Source organism: Muribaculum gordoncarteri (genome assembly GCF_004803695.1).
Classification (GTDB): Bacteria; Bacteroidota; Bacteroidia; order Bacteroidales; family Muribaculaceae; genus Muribaculum; species Muribaculum gordoncarteri.
Genome location: NZ_CP039393.1, coordinates 822,214 through 840,745 on the forward strand (window position 1 = coordinate 822,214; position 18,532 = coordinate 840,745).

Below are 18,532 nucleotides of genomic sequence, written 5' to 3' on the forward strand. Positions count from 1 at the left end.
TTTTACGAAAGTCGGTATTTACCGCCGGGATAGGTGATAATAATGCCTTTGAACTCCATGTCGATAAGCGTAGTCATCAATCGGCTTATGGGGATGCCGAGCGTGACGCACATTTCATTGATGCATCCCTCGCCATTGGCGGTGAGGTAGTCGGCTATCGATTGTTCGTCGGGTGACATCGTGACGGGCAGCTCCTCTTGTGTGCCTTCGGTCGGCTTTGATTTCCACTGCATCGCCTCGATGAGCGCATCGGCACCGTCGATGAGTGCCGCTACGTTGGATGCTATCAGCCGGTTGCATCCGCGACTGTATTTGTCGGATGTCCTTCCGGGAAGTGCCATGACATCGCGGTTGTAGGCCGCTGCGATGCCTGCAGTGATGAGTGCACCACCTTTTTCGGCCGATTCCGCTACGACGAGGCAGTCGGCAAGCCCGGCTACAATGCGGTTGCGAGCCACGAAATTGCCTTTGTGCATAACGCTTTTCGACATGTAGTCGGTGACGAGCATGCCTCCTTTATGCACTATTTCGGCTGCCGCGTTACGGTGAGCCGCAGGGTATATGGTGTTAAGGCCGTGGGCCAGGACTGCAACGGTAGGCAGCCCGGCATTCATGGCGGCCCGATGGGCGGCTATGTCGATGCCATAAGCAAGTCCGCTCACGATAACGGGCGGAGAGTCGAGCTTTGCCGCGAGGTCGTCGATGAGGCGCGTTACGAAGTCGACGCCGTAAGGTGTTGCGTGACGCGTTCCCACGATGCTGATTATGTGACGGGCATTGATGTCACACTCTCCAAGAGTGTAAAGCATCAGTGGTGCGTCGTCGCACTCAGTCAATCGCGAAGGATAGTCGCTGTTGCGGAAATATAGTGTGTGAATCCTGTTCTCATCGATGAATCGCGCCTCATTTCGGGCACGTTGCATCAACTCGGCGCGGTAATCGGAGTCGAATAGCCGATTGGAGCACCCCATTATTGCCGACAGCTTACTCTTGGGGAGGGTAAAGAATGTCGCTTCGTCGCCGGTGCGGGAAAGTATTTCCTCGGCCAATCGGCGATTGATGGAGCGTAACGATGCAAATGCTATGAGATAGGGATCGGTCATTTAATTACAGATAATTCTTGAACGCTTCGGCAAGTTCGTCACCTCGGGTGAGTCGTCCGTTACGTGTCGCGACACAGCTCACCTTGGATGTTACTACGGGCTGCCCCTGCATGTTGTATATGTCCTGAATGAATACGAATCGCGCTCCGTTGCGCGTTATGTTGAGTTTGCTCACAAATCGCTCGCCAAGACGGAGCGGGGTCTTGTAGGTGATTTCGACCTTGTTCAGGACGGGGTCGATGCCTTGCTCGTGCATGGCACGGAATGAGAGTCCCGCCCATTCGCAGAATTCATGGCGGGTGTGTTCGAGATAGTGAAGATATATGGCATTGTTTACGATTCCTTCGGAATCGACTTCATAATCACGTACCTTCATTTCAAGTTGAAAGATATATTTTTTATCCATGCTCAAATTTAACAAAAAAAATTCATACTATTTTTATTTATTCATAATTTCGTGTGAACCATTAATTGACAAGAGGTGTTATAAAAGGGCAATACGGCACACATTGCCTATTGCAATAGAATTTGTTGATGATTCTGTTTGGTGGTTTGTAATTGGTGTCGCGTAGCGGCGGGATTATTAAACTTTGTTTGATGTTTGTAATTTGATTGCGTGCCAGACATAATGTCTTGGCGCGTAATCGACTTTATATATGTGTTTGTCAGAATAAAAAAGAGCAGCGGACGACCAAAAGGCCGTCCGCTGCGATGTATTAGGTTAATGTCGATTATTCGGCATATTTCTTTACAATGACAGTGGCATTGTGACCGCCGAATCCGAATGTGTTGGACAAGGCGATGTTTACCGGGCGCTTCTGCGCTTTGTCAAATGTAAAGTTGAGGTTGTAGTCAATCTCTTCGTCCTGATCCTCTGGGTCGTGATTGATGGTGGGGGGAACGATGTCGTTCTGCACCGACTTCACGCAGAAGAGGGCTTCGAGAGCTCCGGTGGCACCGAGCAGGTGTCCGGTCATTGACTTGGTGGAACTGATGTTCATCTTATAGGCATGGTCGCCAAACACTTCCTTGATGGCTTTCACCTCGGAAACATCGCCGACCGGTGTCGATGTACCATGAACATTTATATAATCGATTTCTTCGGGCTTCAAACCTGCGTCCTCAAGAGCATTCTGCATTACAAGCTTTGCTCCGAGTCCTTCGGGATGGGTTGCGGTAAGGTGGTAAGCGTCGGCCGACATACCGCCTCCGATAACTTCAGCGTATATCTTGGCGCCACGTGCCTTTGCGTGTTCGAGCTCCTCGAGTACGAGGACTGCCGAACCTTCACCCATTACAAAACCGTCGCGTGACTTGCTGAAGGGACGAGATGCCGTTTCAGGGCTGTCGTTGCGAGTCGATAATGCGTGCATAGAGTTGAAGCCTCCAACGCCTGCAGGGAAGATTGCAGCCTCGGCACCGCCTGTGACAATGGCATCGGCCTTGCCCAAACGGATTAGGTTGAATGCGTCGATAAGAGCGTTGGTTGATGATGCACAGGCCGAAACGACACCATAGTTGGGGCCGTGGAAGCCATATTGCATGGATACGTGACCCGATGCAATGTCAGCAATCATCTTGGGGATGAAGAAAGGATTGTATTTTGGCCCCATGTCCTCGTGCATTGCATAGTATCCGGCTTCTTCTTCAAATGTGTGAAGTCCGCCGATGCCTGCTGCAATGATGACTCCGATTCGATCCTTGTTGATGTCCTCGTCGGTAAGCTTGGCATCGTTCACTGCTTGCTCGGCAGCTACGAGAGCATACTGTGCATAGAGGTCGAGGGTGCGGGCTTTCTTGCGGTCGAAATGATCGGCTACATTGAAGCCTTTAACCTCACAAGCGAATTGAGTCTTGAACTTTGAGGCGTCAAAATGGGTAATAGGTCCGGCTCCGCTTACACCTTCGAGGGCATTCTTCCATGTGGTGTCCACATCGTTGCCTATGGGTGTCAGCGCTCCAAGACCTGTTACAACAACTCTCTTTAATTCCATTTAATTTATAAGGAAGTCAGAGTGTAAAAAATTAGTTCTTTGCAGCTTCGATGTAGTCGATAGCATCCTTAACTGTAGTGATGCCTTCAGCCTTGTCATCGGGGATAGTGATGCCGAATTCTTTCTCAAACTCCATGATGAGTTCAACGGTGTCGAGGCTATCTGCGCCAAGGTCCTTGGTGAATTCTGCGTTTTCAGTTACTTCATTTTCGTCAACGTTGAGCTTGTCAGCGATAATAGCCTTAACTCGAGATGCAATTTCTGACATAGTTGTAAAAATTTTATTATTAATAAATGTTTTTTGCGATTTTGCAGTGCAAAGTAAGTAATTTTAATCGAATTACTAAAACTTTTCTATGCACAAAGTTGCTTTTTTGCGCAATTAGGTTGATTTTACCTATTAATTGGTCAATTTTTCGTGTGAATATACATATATATAATAATAAACAACCCGCCGGAGGGTTACAAATATGTTACGGAAATAAGCAAAAAGGAATGTGCGTTGTTATACTAACGTTAGTTACTGTGTAATGCAGGATGCAATTGTTGCATATTGTACAATAAAATAATATATAGCAAAATGAATTTGAAATTTTACACGCCTATGGTTGCCGGGTTGCTGATTTTGTCGGCTTGCAGTCAATCGGCATCGAAAGGAGATAACGATGCTTCGGTTACTACCGAGGGTATTGTCAACTTTGAGGTAAAGCAGACAATCAAGACACTTGATCGTACCTATGCCTGCAAAGGGGCTTCGGCGGTGTTTGACGATTCGATACCTGTGTTCAGTGTTGTAAGGATGGCTGTGCAATGGCCTGAGAAGATGGGTGATTGCAATATAAAGGTGCTTCAGGACTCGCTGTTGTCGATGATGTTTGACGATCCGGCAATAAACATCGATGAATCGATGGTGAGAGCGGGAGAGAACCCTGAGGGTGCCGATCTGTTCACGATGCAGCCTATTGACTCGCTGCCCAATGAAGGTGCGATGGTGTATATGCGTGACATGATCTCATCGGTCGTTACTTTCAGCCGTCACTATGTGGTATATGAGGTGTTGACGAGCGTATATGACGGCGGAGCCCACGGACTCACCAACTCGCGTTATCTAACCTACGATCTTGACAAGGGCCGGGTAATCGATGCCAATGTAATGTTCAAGCCCGATTCAGGTGACGCGTTACTTAAGGCTATAAAGAGCGAGCTGATGGCCGACAACGGTGTGTCGACATTGAAGGAGCTTGACGCCAAGGGATTTTTCAGCGATCAGATATATGTGTCGCACAATGTGTATCTTCAGGGATATGATGTGGTGTTTCACTATAACCCGTACGAGATAGCACCTTACAGTGAAGGCAGTGTCGATGTGAGGATTCCTTTCTATGAGATAAGCGACCAGCTGACTCCCGAGGTGTTGAACATATTCAACACGACTGATTTTTAGTAAATATATTCAAAGGGGTAGGTTATATCCCAAAGAAATAGCGGTTGAGGCGGCATCGATGTTCCGGCGGCACATCGGTCATGAGCCTCAACCACTTTTTTGAACTGGTCGAGCGTCATCTTGCCTCGTCCCACCTCGATAAGGGTGCCCACTACCGCACGCACCATGTTGCGGAGGAAGCGGTCGGCCGTAATGACGAATGCATGGCGTGACGCGTCACCGTCGACTGTCGACCACTCGGCATGTGTGACATTGCAGATGTTGGTCTTGTTGTCGGAGTGCAGTTTGGCAAATGAGGTGAAGTCGTCGATGTCGAGCAGTATTGCCGCCGCGCGGTTCATCATGTCGAAGTTGAGCGGTGATGCGGGTTCCTGCCAGCTCAGCGGGTAGAGAAACGGCGACTTTCCCGTGTGGGTGTAGTAGTGATAGGTGCGCGATGTGGCGTCGAACCGAGCATGTGCATCGGGCGCTACTTCGTAGATTCCCTCGATGGCTATGTCGGGCCCGACCATTGCGTTTAGGCTGCGACATAACGCGGCTTTGTCGGTAATGGGTTGCGACAAGTCGAAGTGTGCTACCATGAGCCGGGCATTGACACCGGTGTCGGTTCGTCCCGCTCCGGTTATTTTTATCGGAGTGCGCAATGCTCGTGACATGGCGAGTTCGATTGCCGACTGGACGCTTACGGCATTGGGCTGTGACTGCCACCCGTGAAAAGATGCGCCTCTGTAGGAGAGGCGCATGAAGTAACGTTGATTATGTGACATGTCGTCGGCTTCAATCGTTTTCAAGGTAGGTGTAGCCATATAGTCCCGAACGGTAGTTGCTGAGGAATTCACGGCCTTCTTCGGGCGAAATGCGACCGGCTTTCATTGAGGCGGTAACCCATGTTTCCACGTTACGCACGAGTTTCTTGGGATTGTACTGCACGTAGTCGAGAACTTCGTCCACGGTTTCGCCGTAGATTATCTGATCGATTTCGTAACGGTCCTTGTAGACGCTTATGTGCACGGCGTTGGTGTCGCCAAACAGGTTGTGCATGTCGCCGAGAATCTCCTGATAGGCTCCGACGAGGAATACTCCGATGTAGTAGGACTCGTTGTTGCGCAGGGTGTGCACGGGGAGTGATGTCGATGTGCCGTGGCTGGATATGAAGTTGGCTATCTTTCCGTCGGAGTCGCAGGTGATGTCCTGTATCGTGGCATTACGCGTGGGCTTTTCGTCAAGACGCGATATGGGCATTATGGGGAACACCTGGTCAATGGCCCATGAGTCGGGCAGCGACTGGAACAGAGAGAAGTTGGCAAAGTACTTGTCGGGTATCATCTTTGCGATTTTTCGCAGCTCCTCGGGTGCGTGTTTCATCGTTGATGCTATTTCACCCACTTCGCGTGCTATCGACCAGAACAGTTTCTCGATTTGGGCGCGTGTGCGCAGGTCGAGCATTCCGAGGCTGAAGAGGTCAAGTGCTTCTTCGCGTATCTGAAGTGCATCATGCCAGCTCTCGAATACTCGCGGCTGGTTTAGCTTGTCCCAGATGTCGTACAGCTCACGTGCCAACTCGTGGTCGTCGGGGCTTATTTCCTCACGATCGTCCCATTGGGGCAGGGATGTGGTGGCGAGTACCTCGAATATGAGTATGGAGTGGTGAGCCGTAAGCGAGCGTCCGCTTTCGGTTATTATGTTAGGCTGTTTAAGCCCATTTTTAGTGCAGGCGTCAACGAGTGCCGACACCGAGTCGTTGGCATACTCCTGGATTGAGTAGTTCATCGAACTTTCGCTTGCCGAACTGCGGGTGCCGTCGTAATCGACCCCGAGTCCTCCGCCTATGTCGATAAATTCGATGTCAAATCCCATTTTTGTAAGCTGCACATAGAATTGTGTAGCCTCGCGCAGCGCATTCTTGATGCGGCGTATCTTTGTAATTTGACTTCCGATGTGGAAATGGATAAGCTTCAGGCAGCTGGTCATCTTGTTTTTCACAAGGAAGTCGAGAGCCTGCAGGAGTTCGCTTGAGTTAAGACCGAATTTTGACTGGTCGCCTCCCGATTCTTCCCACTTTCCCGAGCCTGAGCTGGAGAGCTTTATGCGTATTCCGATATTAGGCATTATCTTCAGTCGCTTGGCAACTTCGGCTATGAGAGTCAGCTCGTTAAGCTTCTCTACGACAAGATATATGCGGCGACCCATCTTCTGTGCAAGCAGGGCGAGTTCGATGTAGTCCTCGTCCTTGTAGCCGTTGCATATAATGAGGGCGTTTTCATCGATGTTGATTGCGAGCACAGCATGAAGCTCAGGTTTTGAGCCGGCTTCAAGTCCGATGTTGAATTTCTTGCCGTGTGACACGATCTCCTCCACCACCTGTCGCATCTGGTTCACCTTTATCGGGTATATGATGAAATTCTGTGCGTTATATTTGTACTCCTCGGCCGCTTGTTTGAAGCACCTCGATATCTTCTCGACACGGTTGTCGAGAATGTCGGGAAAACGAAGCAATACCGGGGCTGCCACATCACGCACCTGGAGCTCGTCGAGCACCTCCTTGATGTCGACCGAGGCATAGCCTTCACGAGGGGTCACCTGTACGTGTCCCTTTTCGTTAATGGAGAAATAGGTCAATCCCCATCCGTTGATATTGTACAGCTCTGCGCTGTCGTCAATTCGCCATCTTCTCATCGGCTGAAAAATTGAATTTAGAAAGTTTTTGGTTAAATGATTCTACAAATTTACGATTTTCCGTGTAATAATTTCATAAAAGGATATTAAATGTTGTTGCGATGCTACATGATGTGAAATTAATGAGATAATTTAACAAATATGTGGCCGCATTAAGCTAATAATGTTTGAAATTTGTAGTATATTTGTAGTGCTATAAATCGATTATTCGTTTAAATTCATACAGTAATTCAAAATCATCATGAACAGCAAATTTTGCTATGCGCTCATTTTGGGCAGTGCTTTAGTTTTTACAGGTTGTGGCAAGAAGATGAATCAGTTCAGAGCTGATTACTTCTCGGTCAATCCCAATCCGCTTGAGGTGGTGGGTGAAAAGGTGCCCGCAACCGTTACAGGTAAAATCCCGGGAAAATTCTTTGTGAAGAATGCTGAGGTTACGGTGACTCCCTACCTTGAATTCAACGGAACCGAAATCGCATCGACCCCCTACACATTCCAGGGCGAGAAGGTGCGCGGTAACAATCCGGTAATCAGCTACGACGGTGGCGGTACAGTGACCATCCCCGTTAGCTATAACTACAATCCCGAGATGATTAAGAGCAATCTCAGCCTGGCATTCACAGTGCGTCAGGGTGGTAAGCAGTATGCTCTTCCGCGCGTTAAGGTGGCCGACGGTGTTGTGGCTACCGCCGCTCTTGCCGATGCCGCTACAGTGTCGCCTGCAATTGCTCCCGACAAGTTCCAGCGCATCATCAACGAGAAATTTGATGCCGATATAAAGTTCCTTATAAATCAGGCCAATATACGTGACGGTCAGCTGCGCACAGCCGAGATGAATAACCTCCATCAGGAGATTGCCGAGGCTAATGAGGACAATCGTCGCGAAATCAAGGAAATAAACATCACTTCTTATGCATCGCCCGATGGTGGTGTAGAGCTGAACACCCGTTTGGCCGAGAATCGTGAGAAGAATACCAAGAGCTATGTTCAGAACAAGCTTAAGAAGGACAACATCTCGGAATTCGGTGAATTGACCGCCAACTTCACTCCTCAGGACTGGGAAGGTTTCCAGCGTCTTGTTGCAGCAAGCAATATCCAGGATAAGGAGTTGATTCTCAGTGTTCTTTCAATGTATAAGGATCCCGAGCAGCGCGAGCGTGAAATACGTAACCTTTCATCAGTGTTTGATCAGCTTGCCGAGGAGATTCTTCCCCAGTTGCGTTACTCTCGCATCACTGCATCAATCGATGTAATAGGCAAGAGCGACGAGGAGATCATGAACATCTACTCCTTGAATCCCAAGGCTCTCTCGGTTGACGAGATACTTTATGCAGCAACGCTGACCGACAATAACGACAAGCGTCTTCAGATTTATGATACTGCCATCGAGCTTTATCCCAAGGATTATCGTGCTTACAACAACCTTGGTATGTGTCAGTACATCGACCAGGACTATGAGGCTGCTGAAGCCAACTTCGCTCAGGCTGCACGCCTCGCTCCCGAAAGCGGTGAGGCTCAGATGAACCTCGGACTTGTGTCGTTGCTCAACAAGAACTACAAGGAGGCTACAGCCAAGTTTGGTAACGCAGCCGGTGTTCCCGCTCTTGGTGACGCTCTTGGTGTTTACTACATGAAGCAGGGCGACTACAATTCAGCCATACGTGCATTTGGCGACAGCAAGACCAACAACGCCGCTCTTGCCCAGATTCTCAACAAGGATTACAGTAAGGCTAAGAATACACTTTCAGGTGTGGTTCACCCCAATGCTACTACGTTCTATATAACCGCAATACTTGGTGCCCGCACCAACAATGAAAAGATGGTTATGAACAACCTTCGTCAGGCTATAAAGCTCGACAAGTCACTTGCAGCCAAGGCTCAGAACGACCTTGAGTTTGCAAAGTTCAACCTCCGCAATCTCTAATAGATTAATTTATTAAATAACAACGGCTTCACCTCATGCAGGTGGAGCCGTTGTCGTTTATATAGGGGAATACAAATACTTATGAAGCGGTTGCGCTGTGGTCAAGCTCATGCGTTACGGCACGGGTTATAAACTCGTTTATTGTCGTCCCGGTTGCTTCAGCCATTGCAGCAACACGACTGTGCAGGTCGGATGTCATCCTGACAATGAATTTGCCACTATATGGCTTTGCCGGTTCTATGCCGCGTTCTTTACAGCTTTCGAGATAATCGTCTACTGCACCCTCAAAATCAGCTCTTATCTCTTCGACAGTATCCCCTTCATAGGAGATGAGTGTGCCGTGAAGCCCTTGTACTTTTCCAAATAAGCAATCATCCTCTTCGCTGAACTCCACCGAACCTGTGTAACCTTTATATTTTAAATATCCCATGATTATATAAGTTTTAGTGTCTTTAATACTTCTGTTAGTTACCTCACTTGGTAAGGCTTCAACTCGCCCGACGGATGAGGCTTATGTAACAATATAGTGTCCTTGCCTCTTACAAATTCAACTCTTGAACCCGATGTTTTACCCTTATTTCGTTCTTCAAAACCCAAAGCACACAAGAGAGTTCGGGCTTCATCGTAGGAGAAGTCTTTCGGGCATGACAGGAGGCGCGCTATTAGCTTTTCTTTCTTGCTCATATTGTAGTTTTGTGCAAAGATACTAAATTCAGTATCATAAACAAATTTTTTCAGATAAAAGTTTATGAAATTACAGGCAAATAATAAAAGCACTGATCTTCAAATATAATTGAAAATCAGTGCTTTGCAGATGGAGCGGTAAACGGGGCTCGAACCCGCGACCCTTAGCTTGGGAAGCTAATGCTCTACCAGCTGAGCTACTACCGCGATTATTTTCGATGCAAAGTTAGTAATTAATTCGGAAGAGGCGTAACCGAGCAGGCATATTTTTCAGCATAATATTCGGCTCCATTTAAGTGCACATCTTTATGGGTAAAAACAGACGAGGCGCATTGTCAATTGACAGTGCGCCTCGGTGTTAATTTAAGTGGGAAATTACATCATTCCACCCATTCCGCCCATACCTCCGGCAGGCATTGCGGGAGCAGGATTCTCTTCCTTCTTCTCGGCAATTACACATTCGGTGGTGAGGAACATTCCGGCGATTGATGCAGCGTTTTCAAGAGCTACACGAGTTACCTTTGCAGGATCGATTACACCGGTTGCAAAGAGGTGCTCGTACTCGCCTGTGCGTGCATTGTAACCGTAGTCGCCTGTACCTTCCTTAACCTTCTGTATAACAACGGCACCTTCTACTCCGGCATTGGCTACGATCTGGCGCATAGGCTCTTCGATAGCACGCTTGATGATTGCGATACCGGTGTTTTCGTCATCGTTGTCGCCCTTGAGGTTTTCAAGGCTTGCGATGCTGCGTATGTAAGCTACGCCTCCACCGGGAACGATTCCTTCGGCGATGGCTGCACGGGTTGCGCTCAATGCATCGTCGACACGGTCCTTCTTCTCCTTCATCTCAACTTCGGAGGGAGCACCGATGTGAAGCACTGCCACACCGCCGGCAAGCTTGGCAAGACGCTCATGGAGCTTCTCCTTGTCGTAGTCGCTTGTGGTGGTTTCAATCTGAGCCTTTATCTGAGCCACACGCTGTGCAATGGCTTCCTTAGAACCCAAGCCGTTTACAATGGTGGTATTTTCCTTGTTGACAGTAATCTTTTCGGCCTGACCGAGCATGTCGATGGTCGAAGTTTCAAGGTTCATGCCCTTTTCCTGCGAAATAACTGTTCCGCCGGTGAGCACTGCGATGTCCTCAAGCATCTCCTTACGACGGTCGCCGAATCCGGGAGCCTTGACTGCGCAAATCTTAAGTGAGCCACGCAGACGGTTTACAACGAGTGTTGCAAGTGCTTCCTGATCGACATCCTCGGCGATGATGAGGAGCGGACGACCGCTCTGAGCGGTAGCCTCGAGGATGGGGAGCATCTCCTTGAGCGATGAAATCTTCTTGTCGTAGATGAGTATATAGGGGTGATCCATCTCACACTCCATCTTCTCGGTGTTGGTAACGAAGTAGGGTGAGATGTAGCCACGGTCAAACTGCATACCCTCGACGATGTCGACGGTGGTTTCGGTTCCCTTGGCTTCATCAACTGTGATTACGCCCTCTTTCTTTACCTTGCGCATAGCCTCGGCGATGAGCTTACCGATTTCGGCGTCGTTATTGGCCGATACACGGGCAACATCCTCGATTTTCTTCAAGTCGTCGCCTACTTCCTCGGCCTGACCCTTGATGTTCTCAACAACGGCAGCTACGGCCTTGTCGATACCGCGCTTGATGTCCATGGGGTTGGCACCGGCGGCTACGTTCTTCAAGCCTACGTTGATGATTGACTGTGCAAGAACGGTTGCAGTGGTTGTACCGTCACCTGCATCGTCACCGGTCTTTGATGCAACTTCCTTAACGAGCTGTGCGCCCATGTTCTGGAAGGGGTCTTCGAGTTCTACTTCACGAGCTACCGACACACCGTCCTTTGTGATGTGGGGAGCACCGAATTTCTTGTCGATTATAACGTTGCGGCCTTTAGGACCAAGAGTTACTTTAACTGCATCGGCGAGAGCGTCAACGCCTTTCTTGAGCTCTTCGCGAGCCTTGATATCAAATTTAATTTCTTTTGCCATGATTTCTGTTCTCTTTTTTTAGTCTTTAATGATTGCCAAAATGTCAGATTGACGCATGATGAGAAGCTTTTCACCGTCGAGCTCAATCTCGGTGCCGGCGTACTTGCCAAACATTACAACATCATTTTCCTTAACCACCATTTCTTCATCCTTAGTGCCTTTTCCTGCAGCGAGTACAGTGCCGCGCAGGGGCTTCTCTTTTGCTGAATCGGGAATGATGATACCTGACAAGGTCTTCTCCTCGGCGGGAGTGGGCTTTATCAATACTCTGTCAGCCAATGGTTGGATATTCATAGCTTTTTATTTTTAATTTGTTAGATATATGTTTTTTTTGTGATTATTCAGTTTCACTCAGTTTTCATGTACTCTATTAGCATATATTGTGCCAATGTCAATACGTGACAAAAGAGGTTGACAAATTGTCACCTCCCCCGCGCCACATACATATATAACAATAGAAGCCGTCATGTGTTTATGACGGCCTCCGTAAAAATTGGGAATATTCCTTAATTACATGTGCAGATTGTGGCCCATGCGCTCTTTTTTGGTGCGCATGTAACGGATGTTGTATTCGTTGGGCGCAACTTCGATAGGCACGTTCTCGGTTATTTCAAGTCCATAGGCTTCGAGTCCGACGCGCTTTACCGGATTGTTGCTCATTAAGCGCATTTTACGCACTCCGATTTCGCGCAGTATCTGCGCTCCCACGCCGTAGTCACGCTCGTCGGCGAGGTGTCCGAGGCATATATTGGCGTCTACTGTGTCCATTCCGCCTTCCTGCAGCTTGTAGGCTTTCATCTTCTCCATGAGTCCTATGCCGCGGCCTTCCTGATTGAGGTACACGACAGCTCCGCGACCCTCTTTTTCGATCATTTCAAGTGCGCGGTGGAGCTGGTCGCCGCAGTCGCAACGTTTCGACCCGAAGATGTCGCCTGTCATGCATGATGAGTGTACGCGCACAAGTGCGGGAGAGTCGTCGCCGGCGAGGTCGCCTTTTATTATCGCTACGTGTTCAAGTCCGTTGCTCTTCTGACGGAAAGGAATCAGCCTGAAGTGTCCCCATTGTGTGGGCATGTCTACTTCTACGCCTTTCTCGACAAGCGACTCCTGGTTCAATCGATAGGCAATCAGGTCTTTTATCGAGATGAGTTTCAGCCCCCATTCATCGGCGCGGCGGCGCAGTTCGGGCAGACGAGCCATGCTTCCGTCCTCGCTCATGATTTCCATGAGAGCGGCAACGGGCTGCAAACCCGATAGGCGGGCAAGGTCGACGGCGGCTTCGGTGTGTCCGGCACGGCGCAACACTCCTTTATCCTGTGCGTAAAGGGGATTTATGTGTCCGGGACGGCCGAATGTTTCGGGGCGCGAAGCGGGGTCGGCAAGGGCGCGAATTGTAGCAGTGCGGTCGTTGATGCTGACGCCCGTGGTGCATCCCTCAAGCTTGTCGACTGTTATTGTGAACGGTGTGCCAAGCATTGAAGTGTTGTTGCTCACCTGATGGTTCAGCTCGAGCTCCTCGCAGCGTGACATGGTCATGGGCACGCACAGCACGCCTCGGGCGTTCTTGAGCATGAAGTTGACTTGTTCGGGTGTTATTTTTTCGGCGGCAACTATGAGGTCGCCTTCATTCTCACGGTCCTCATCGTCAACCACTATTACAAATTTGCCTTCGCGGAAATCCTTCAAGGCTTCGTCTATTTTGTCCAGCTTTATGTCGTCCATATTGCTAAAATTTAGTTATCGGTGTCTTCTGTATCAACCGTTAACAGCGAAGCAAGTTCACTGCATGTAGTGATTATGTGATGTATTTCCTCTTTCAACTTGTCCTGAGTGCGTGTTCCGACGATATATAAAGGAATACCGATGGGGAACATTGCGGCACACAGCCATCCGAGCCACTTGTAGTTGGTGGGGTGGTAGAACCACAGGCTCTTCATGACAGGAAGCTCCATGAGCTTTAGTATGATGATGCGGTTGCGGCTGTTGGATATGTAGTCGACTGTGTGCTCCAGGTCGGCGCTTATTGTATGAAGTTCGCGTCTGTTGTAGCCCTGAGTCCAGTAGTCGATGTAGCTTTGCCGCCCCTTGTAGCGATTCATAAACTCGTTGCACTTTGCAATCAGGCCGTCGATCATTGACAGGGCTTCGGGTATTTCGACCTCGTTCATCACCACTTCCTTTACCTCGAGCTTGCGGGTTTCGCTGCGGCCTATGAGCTTGCGGAAGAAGTTGGTGTAGGCGTCACGGTTGAATAGCGCCGAGTCGTTTACCGCCTTGTAGGTGAAGAATATGCCAAGCGGCAGCAGCACGAATGTCGACAGCCACATTCCTTCCCACACTTCGATGCGGCCGTCACGCGCCATCTTGTTGCCGGTATTGTCGATGATGAAGTAGAAAATGAACAGGAATACCGAGATTACGAGCGGCATTCCGAGTCCTCCTTTTCGTATAATGGCTCCTAACGGTGCGCCTATGAAGAAGAACACAAGGCACGCTACCGAGAGCGTGAATTTCTTCATAAGCTCGATATGGTGACGGCGTATCGTGCGGCGGTCGTCGTTCATCGTGTAGGAGCGGAACTCGTAGTCCTGGCGTATGCGCTTGGCCTTGGACAATGCCTGGGTCAGATAGGACTTTGCAAATGACGGGTTGGAGCCTCGGAACAGTGAATCGATGTCGAGCGGCTTGGTCATTGTGACCTCTTTCTGCTTTATGCTCAACACTCCTTCGGGCGATGACTGATAGGTGTAGTAGGGCAGTCCGAAATAGCCCATCTCCTTGATTGACTTTCCATATTCGGCGCCGATGCTGTCGACACGCTTGTTGACCGAGTCGATGGTCTGTTGCAGCTCGGCCATGTTTTTGCCCACAAACTGATTACGCATTCCGCTCTCGTCCATACGGTTGAAGTTGGCGTCGAATGCAATCATAACCTCTTTGTTGTCAAATGACTCGCGACGATAGGGGACATTGTTGGCCGATACACCCTGTTCACGGAGATTTTCAAATTGCTCTCCCTGCCAAAGTTTCAGGATGAGGTGGCTCTTGTCGTCGGTTATGCTCATTTTTCCGGAGTCGGAATATATGATGGTGGCGTTGTCGGAGCCTTTGCTTACATTGTAAATAAGCACATCGTACAACATTCCGGTGTCACGGTTCTTTTCGCGGACATAGAGGTTGAATCCTTGAATCTGGTCGTAGAAAACTCCTTCGGGAATCTCCAACTCGGGCGATTTCTGCCTCATCGAGTAGAGCAGCGTGAACATTTTGGTCTGCGATATTGGCAGCACGTTGTTCTGGAAGAAGAATGCGCCTATTGCAACGAGTACCATGAATATGATAAGCGGTCGCATGGCTTTGATGAGCGACACGCCTGACGCTTTCATGGCCGTAAGCTCAAATCGCTCGCCGAGATTGCCGAATGTCATCAACGATGCAAGCAGTACCGCGAGGGGCAGGGCCATGGGCGCCATTGATAGTGCCGCATAGAAGAAAAGCTCGCCGATTACGCTGATTTCAAGGCCTTTTCCCACAAGGTCGTCGATGTTTTTCCACAGAAATTGCATCAACACGATAAAGAGACATATCAGGAATGTCATTAGAAACAGAGGCAGAAAGCTCTGTAGCATAAATAGATATAGTCGCTTTATTCTTAGCATTGGGGCTTATTGTTTTAGAGGGGCAAAGTTACAATAAATCCACAACTTGAGCAAGAAGTCGGATAGGTGAAAATGTCACTATGTGTCATTTAGTGTTGAGTGACGACATTGTTTGGGGTGACGAGCGGAATGCTCGCGGCGACTGGCCCGTGAGGTGCTTGAAATATTTGCCGAAAAACGACTGGTTGGTGAAGTTGAGCTTTGTGCTGACTTCCTGAATTGTAAGGCCGGTGTTGCGTAACAGTGTCTTCGCTTCCAGAATCACGTATGAGTCGATCCATTCGCTTGCGGTGCGTCCGCTTGCCTCCTTTATTGTAGCCGACAGGTGTTTGGGGCTTATGCACAGTTTGTCGGCATAAAACGATATTGATCGTTCGGTGCGGAAATTCTCTTCAACGATGCATATAAAGCTGTAGAAAAGTGCGTCACGTCGCTTCATCTCCTTGGTGTTGTCGACCGATGACCAGTGAGCCAGGTAAAGACCCAGTGTTTCATAAAATAGCGCTTCAAGCAGAGTGCGCACGACTTCGCCTTGATACTGATGACCTTGAGAATAGGTTTTCCGACGCAGAATGTCACGCAGTTCGGTCTGGCTTGCCACTTCATCATCGGTAAGTGCTATTACGGGATTGTCGCGGAAATGAGTAAAGCACGGCAATGTCTTGGCCAACGGCGGCAGCATGTCGCCGAGCAGGCTTGAACTTAAGCTAATGAAGTGCCCTTTGAAGTCGGGCGATGTGACATAGCGGTGTAATATGTGTCCCGGACGCAGCACCATCATGTTATGTTGGGTCATCTTCTGGCACGATGAATCATAGTATAATGTCAGCGTGCCCCGTTCACATAGAATCAGCAACATCAAGTCAACTTTGGCAGGAAGCACGAGTTCTTTTATCTCATTAAGATTGTCGCATATTGCGATTGTGTCGATGCTTGCTGCAAGACGCGATGATGAAGGGATATGGTCGATTGTGGCTATGTCCATTGTCGTTGGTTTTATGCGGTTTTAACAGCCGGTATTTAATTGGTAATTGCCGGCAACAGGATTATTGGTGCCCATGATAGGGGGGTGACATCACCGGCCAAGTGCCCTTTTGCCATATATAATGATATATTTTTGATGGATATGAACGCAAAGGTGATGCGGGTCAATTCCGATAATAGTCTGTATGATTTGTTTATAGTGGATTTTATTATCATTGAGCATGCAAGATTGCGATGTTGTGCAAAGTAAAGAAATTAATTTGTAATGAACAATATTTTAAATGATTTTATATCATGATGTTGGTGCCTTATTGCGAGATTATTACTATTTTTACGGAATAAAAAATTGAAGCAATGAACAGTGACTTCAAATACTGGTGGTTTAGGATTGTCGCAAGTGCCATTTTGCTTATGGCGGGTGTGATGCCGGTATATTGTGCGCTGGTCGGAAAGCAGGAGGTTCAGGGTGCGTTGGACATTCTTGACACGGAATTGCAGCACAGTGACCTTTACATGCAGCGCCGTGCATTGAAGATTGATTCAGTGTCGGGCGAGATGAAGAAATATGCGACTTATTCTCCGGAGCGACTGAAGCTTATTATGGAGCTTGGCGACTGTTACTCGGGTTATCTCACTGATTCGGCTCTTGTGAGCTATTGGCACGGAATGCATATTGCCGACTCTATCGGCGACCGTGACATGGCTATGCGACTTGAGCTTAAGCTTATCTCCAATTTGCCGGTTGTGGGGTTTATCGATGAAGCGGTAAGCCGATTTGAACGTATGAATATAGATTCGTTGCCGCCTGAACTTAGGGTTCTTGCGTTTGAGTCGGGTAGGCAGATGTACAGTTATGTCGCTTCTTTTTACGGAAATTATCCCGATGCCTATCGTAAATGGAATGACAAGGCTGTTGACATGCAAAAGCGTCTTCTTGAGGTGATACCTAAGGATACACCCCAATATCTGTTGAACCAGGGTGAATACTATTATCTAACGGGGAAATATTCCGAGGCCGAGGCCACTTTGTCGGAGTTGCTGTACTCGGTTGGCGACGATTCCAATACGGGAGCACGTGCGGCTCATATCATAAGTCAGATAGCCGCGTTGAAAAACAAGGATGACGAGCACGTGTATTATCTTGCAAAATCGGCCATTGCCGATGTAAAGTCGGCTACACGTGAGGTGATGTCGCTTCAGGAACTTGGAGTGAAGCTATATGAACTTGGCGATATAGATCGAGCCTATTCCTATCTGTCGATTGCGTTGGGTAATGCCGTGGAGTGTAATGCATCGATGAGAATGTTGCAGACATCGCTTGCGTTACCGGTGATCGGTGCCGCGCACAGGACAGAACTTGAACGCGGGCGTCACCGACTTTACATGGTGCTCGGAGGAATGGCCGTTATGATGATTGTGCTGGGAATACTGCTGTTGGTTCTGCGCCGGGAGATGAGGCGCATGAAGTTGCTTCAGCAGCATCTTGAGGGTGCCAATAGCATCAAGGAGATGTATATGAGCCAGTTCCTGAATCTTTGTACCATATACATGGATAAGCTTAATCAGTTCTGTAAAATAGCCGAGCGTAAAATTTCGACAGGTCACACCGATGATCTCTATAGGATGACAAAGTCGGGCAAGTTTGTCGAGGAACAGAGTAGGGAGTTTTATGACACTTTCGACAAGGCATTCCTTCACATATATCCTGATTTTGTGGAACAGGTGAACCTATTGCTGCGTCCTGATGAGCGCATAGAGCTGCGTGACGGAGAGTTGCTGAACACCGATCTGCGTATTCTTGCCTTCATGCGTCTTGGCGTTGATGAAAGTACACGCATCGCCCAGGTGCTGAATTATTCGGTGAATACAATATACTCTTATCGTAATCGATTGAGGAATAGGGCCATCAATCGTGAAAATTTTGAAAATGATGTCATGAAAATAGGCGCAATCTCCTAAACTTTGCTAAAAATGTTGCATTATATATAAATGATATTTAACTTTGAATGTCAAGTGACAGGATTGTTAACAGGAATTTTGCTATTGTAAAA

16 protein-coding genes and 1 tRNA gene are annotated in these 18,532 nt (G+C 48.5%); 3 read left to right on the forward strand and 14 right to left on the reverse strand.

What is annotated here, in order from left to right:
• Positions 1-2 precede the first annotated feature (2 nt).
• From dprA to E7746_RS03595, 4 genes are all read right to left on the reverse strand, one after another.
• A complete protein-coding gene (dprA, locus tag E7746_RS03580; protein ID WP_136409859.1) occupies positions 3-1,103 on the reverse strand; it encodes a DNA-processing protein DprA in 1,101 nt (366 codons plus the stop codon).
• 4 nt (positions 1,104-1,107) lie between these two features.
• Complete coding sequence (locus E7746_RS03585; protein ID WP_238337318.1) at positions 1,108-1,479, reverse strand: acyl-CoA thioesterase; 372 nt, start codon at positions 1,477-1,479, stop codon at positions 1,108-1,110.
• 355 nt (positions 1,480-1,834) lie between these two features.
• Positions 1,835-3,097 carry a beta-ketoacyl-ACP synthase II gene (gene fabF, locus E7746_RS03590; protein ID WP_136409861.1) on the reverse strand — a complete coding sequence of 421 codons (1,263 nt, stop codon included), beginning with the start codon at positions 3,095-3,097 and terminating at the stop codon, positions 1,835-1,837.
• A 31-nt stretch (positions 3,098-3,128) separates the two neighbouring features.
• Positions 3,129-3,365: an acyl carrier protein gene (locus E7746_RS03595; protein WP_123396000.1), complete on the reverse strand. Its 237-nt coding sequence runs from the start codon at positions 3,363-3,365 to the stop codon at positions 3,129-3,131.
• A 312-nt stretch (positions 3,366-3,677) separates the two neighbouring features.
• Between E7746_RS03595 and E7746_RS03600 the strand changes: the two genes are divergently transcribed.
• On the forward strand, positions 3,678-4,541 hold the full coding sequence (locus E7746_RS03600) for an RsiV family protein (protein WP_136409862.1): 864 nt from the start codon (positions 3,678-3,680) through the stop codon (positions 4,539-4,541).
• On the opposite strand, the gene truA is transcribed toward E7746_RS03600, so the two are convergent.
• Entirely contained in the window at positions 4,538-5,347 is an 810-nt protein-coding gene (gene truA / locus E7746_RS03605; RefSeq protein ID WP_168184289.1) for a tRNA pseudouridine(38-40) synthase TruA, read from the reverse strand. The genes E7746_RS03600 and truA overlap by 4 nt on opposite strands.
• Positions 5,319-7,217, reverse strand: coding sequence for a biosynthetic arginine decarboxylase (gene speA, locus E7746_RS03610; RefSeq protein WP_123395997.1), 1,899 nt, complete (start codon positions 7,215-7,217; stop codon positions 5,319-5,321). Before speA ends, truA begins: the two co-directional genes overlap by 29 nt.
• Before the next feature lie 241 nt (positions 7,218-7,458).
• Between speA and E7746_RS03615 the strand changes: the two genes are divergently transcribed.
• Positions 7,459-9,141, forward strand: coding sequence for a tetratricopeptide repeat protein (locus E7746_RS03615; RefSeq protein ID WP_123395996.1), 1,683 nt, complete (start codon positions 7,459-7,461; stop codon positions 9,139-9,141).
• Positions 9,142-9,220: 79 nt separating this feature from the next.
• On the opposite strand, the gene E7746_RS03620 is transcribed toward E7746_RS03615, so the two are convergent.
• From E7746_RS03620 to E7746_RS03655, 8 genes are all read right to left on the reverse strand, one after another.
• Positions 9,221-9,571 carry a type II toxin-antitoxin system HicB family antitoxin gene (locus tag E7746_RS03620; RefSeq protein ID WP_123395995.1) on the reverse strand — a complete coding sequence of 117 codons (351 nt, stop codon included), beginning with the start codon at positions 9,569-9,571 and terminating at the stop codon, positions 9,221-9,223.
• Between the two features lie 38 nt (positions 9,572-9,609).
• Positions 9,610-9,825 (reverse strand): type II toxin-antitoxin system HicA family toxin, encoded by a 216-nt coding sequence (locus E7746_RS03625; protein ID WP_123396191.1) that lies wholly within the window; start codon positions 9,823-9,825, stop codon positions 9,610-9,612.
• 131 nt (positions 9,826-9,956) lie between these two features.
• Positions 9,957-10,032: transfer RNA gene (locus E7746_RS03630), tRNA-Gly, on the reverse strand.
• 168 nt (positions 10,033-10,200) lie between these two features.
• Positions 10,201-11,838 (reverse strand): chaperonin GroEL, encoded by a 1,638-nt coding sequence (gene groL / locus E7746_RS03635; RefSeq protein ID WP_136409863.1) that lies wholly within the window; start codon positions 11,836-11,838, stop codon positions 10,201-10,203.
• An 18-nt stretch (positions 11,839-11,856) separates the two neighbouring features.
• On the reverse strand, positions 11,857-12,132 hold the full coding sequence (locus tag E7746_RS03640; RefSeq protein ID WP_123395993.1) for a co-chaperone GroES: 276 nt from the start codon (positions 12,130-12,132) through the stop codon (positions 11,857-11,859).
• A 216-nt stretch (positions 12,133-12,348) separates the two neighbouring features.
• Complete coding sequence (locus E7746_RS03645) at positions 12,349-13,560, reverse strand: bifunctional 3,4-dihydroxy-2-butanone-4-phosphate synthase/GTP cyclohydrolase II (protein ID WP_123395992.1); 1,212 nt, start codon at positions 13,558-13,560, stop codon at positions 12,349-12,351.
• Between the two features lie 11 nt (positions 13,561-13,571).
• Positions 13,572-15,467 (reverse strand): LptF/LptG family permease, encoded by a 1,896-nt coding sequence (locus E7746_RS03650; RefSeq protein WP_238337320.1) that lies wholly within the window; start codon positions 15,465-15,467, stop codon positions 13,572-13,574.
• Between the two features lie 115 nt (positions 15,468-15,582).
• Positions 15,583-16,482, reverse strand: coding sequence for a helix-turn-helix domain-containing protein (locus E7746_RS03655; RefSeq protein WP_136409864.1), 900 nt, complete (start codon positions 16,480-16,482; stop codon positions 15,583-15,585).
• Positions 16,483-16,835: 353 nt separating this feature from the next.
• Here E7746_RS03655 and E7746_RS03660 point away from each other — a divergent pair, with 353 nt between their 5' ends.
• Positions 16,836-18,440 carry a DUF6377 domain-containing protein gene (locus E7746_RS03660; protein ID WP_136409865.1) on the forward strand — a complete coding sequence of 535 codons (1,605 nt, stop codon included), beginning with the start codon at positions 16,836-16,838 and terminating at the stop codon, positions 18,438-18,440.
• The last annotated feature ends 92 nt before the right edge of the window (positions 18,441-18,532 follow it).

Bases quoted from the DNA above. Each gene is read 5' to 3' on its own strand.
- dprA (WP_136409859.1), bottom strand. From the start codon at position 1,103: ATGACCGATCCCTATCTCATAGCATTTGCATCGTTACGCTCCATCAAT.
- E7746_RS03585 (WP_238337318.1), bottom strand. From the start codon at position 1,479: ATGAAGGTACGTGATTATGAAGTCGATTCCGAAGGAATCGTAAACAAT.
- fabF (WP_136409861.1), bottom strand. From the start codon at position 3,097: ATGGAATTAAAGAGAGTTGTTGTAACAGGTCTTGGAGCGCTGACACCC.
- E7746_RS03595 (WP_123396000.1), bottom strand. From the start codon at position 3,365: ATGTCAGAAATTGCATCTCGAGTTAAGGCTATTATCGCTGACAAGCTC.
- E7746_RS03600 (WP_136409862.1), top strand. From the start codon at position 3,678: ATGAATTTGAAATTTTACACGCCTATGGTTGCCGGGTTGCTGATTTTG.
- truA (WP_168184289.1), bottom strand. From the start codon at position 5,347: ATGGCTACACCTACCTTGAAAACGATTGAAGCCGACGACATGTCACAT.
- speA (WP_123395997.1), bottom strand. From the start codon at position 7,217: ATGAGAAGATGGCGAATTGACGACAGCGCAGAGCTGTACAATATCAAC.
- E7746_RS03615 (WP_123395996.1), top strand. From the start codon at position 7,459: ATGAACAGCAAATTTTGCTATGCGCTCATTTTGGGCAGTGCTTTAGTT.
- E7746_RS03620 (WP_123395995.1), bottom strand. From the start codon at position 9,571: ATGGGATATTTAAAATATAAAGGTTACACAGGTTCGGTGGAGTTCAGC.
- E7746_RS03625 (WP_123396191.1), bottom strand. From the start codon at position 9,825: ATGAGCAAGAAAGAAAAGCTAATAGCGCGCCTCCTGTCATGCCCGAAA.
- groL (WP_136409863.1), bottom strand. From the start codon at position 11,838: ATGGCAAAAGAAATTAAATTTGATATCAAGGCTCGCGAAGAGCTCAAG.
- E7746_RS03640 (WP_123395993.1), bottom strand. From the start codon at position 12,132: ATGAATATCCAACCATTGGCTGACAGAGTATTGATAAAGCCCACTCCC.
- E7746_RS03645 (WP_123395992.1), bottom strand. From the start codon at position 13,560: ATGGACGACATAAAGCTGGACAAAATAGACGAAGCCTTGAAGGATTTC.
- E7746_RS03650 (WP_238337320.1), bottom strand. From the start codon at position 15,467: ATGCTACAGAGCTTTCTGCCTCTGTTTCTAATGACATTCCTGATATGT.
- E7746_RS03655 (WP_136409864.1), bottom strand. From the start codon at position 16,482: ATGGACATAGCCACAATCGACCATATCCCTTCATCATCGCGTCTTGCA.
- E7746_RS03660 (WP_136409865.1), top strand. From the start codon at position 16,836: ATGAACAGTGACTTCAAATACTGGTGGTTTAGGATTGTCGCAAGTGCC.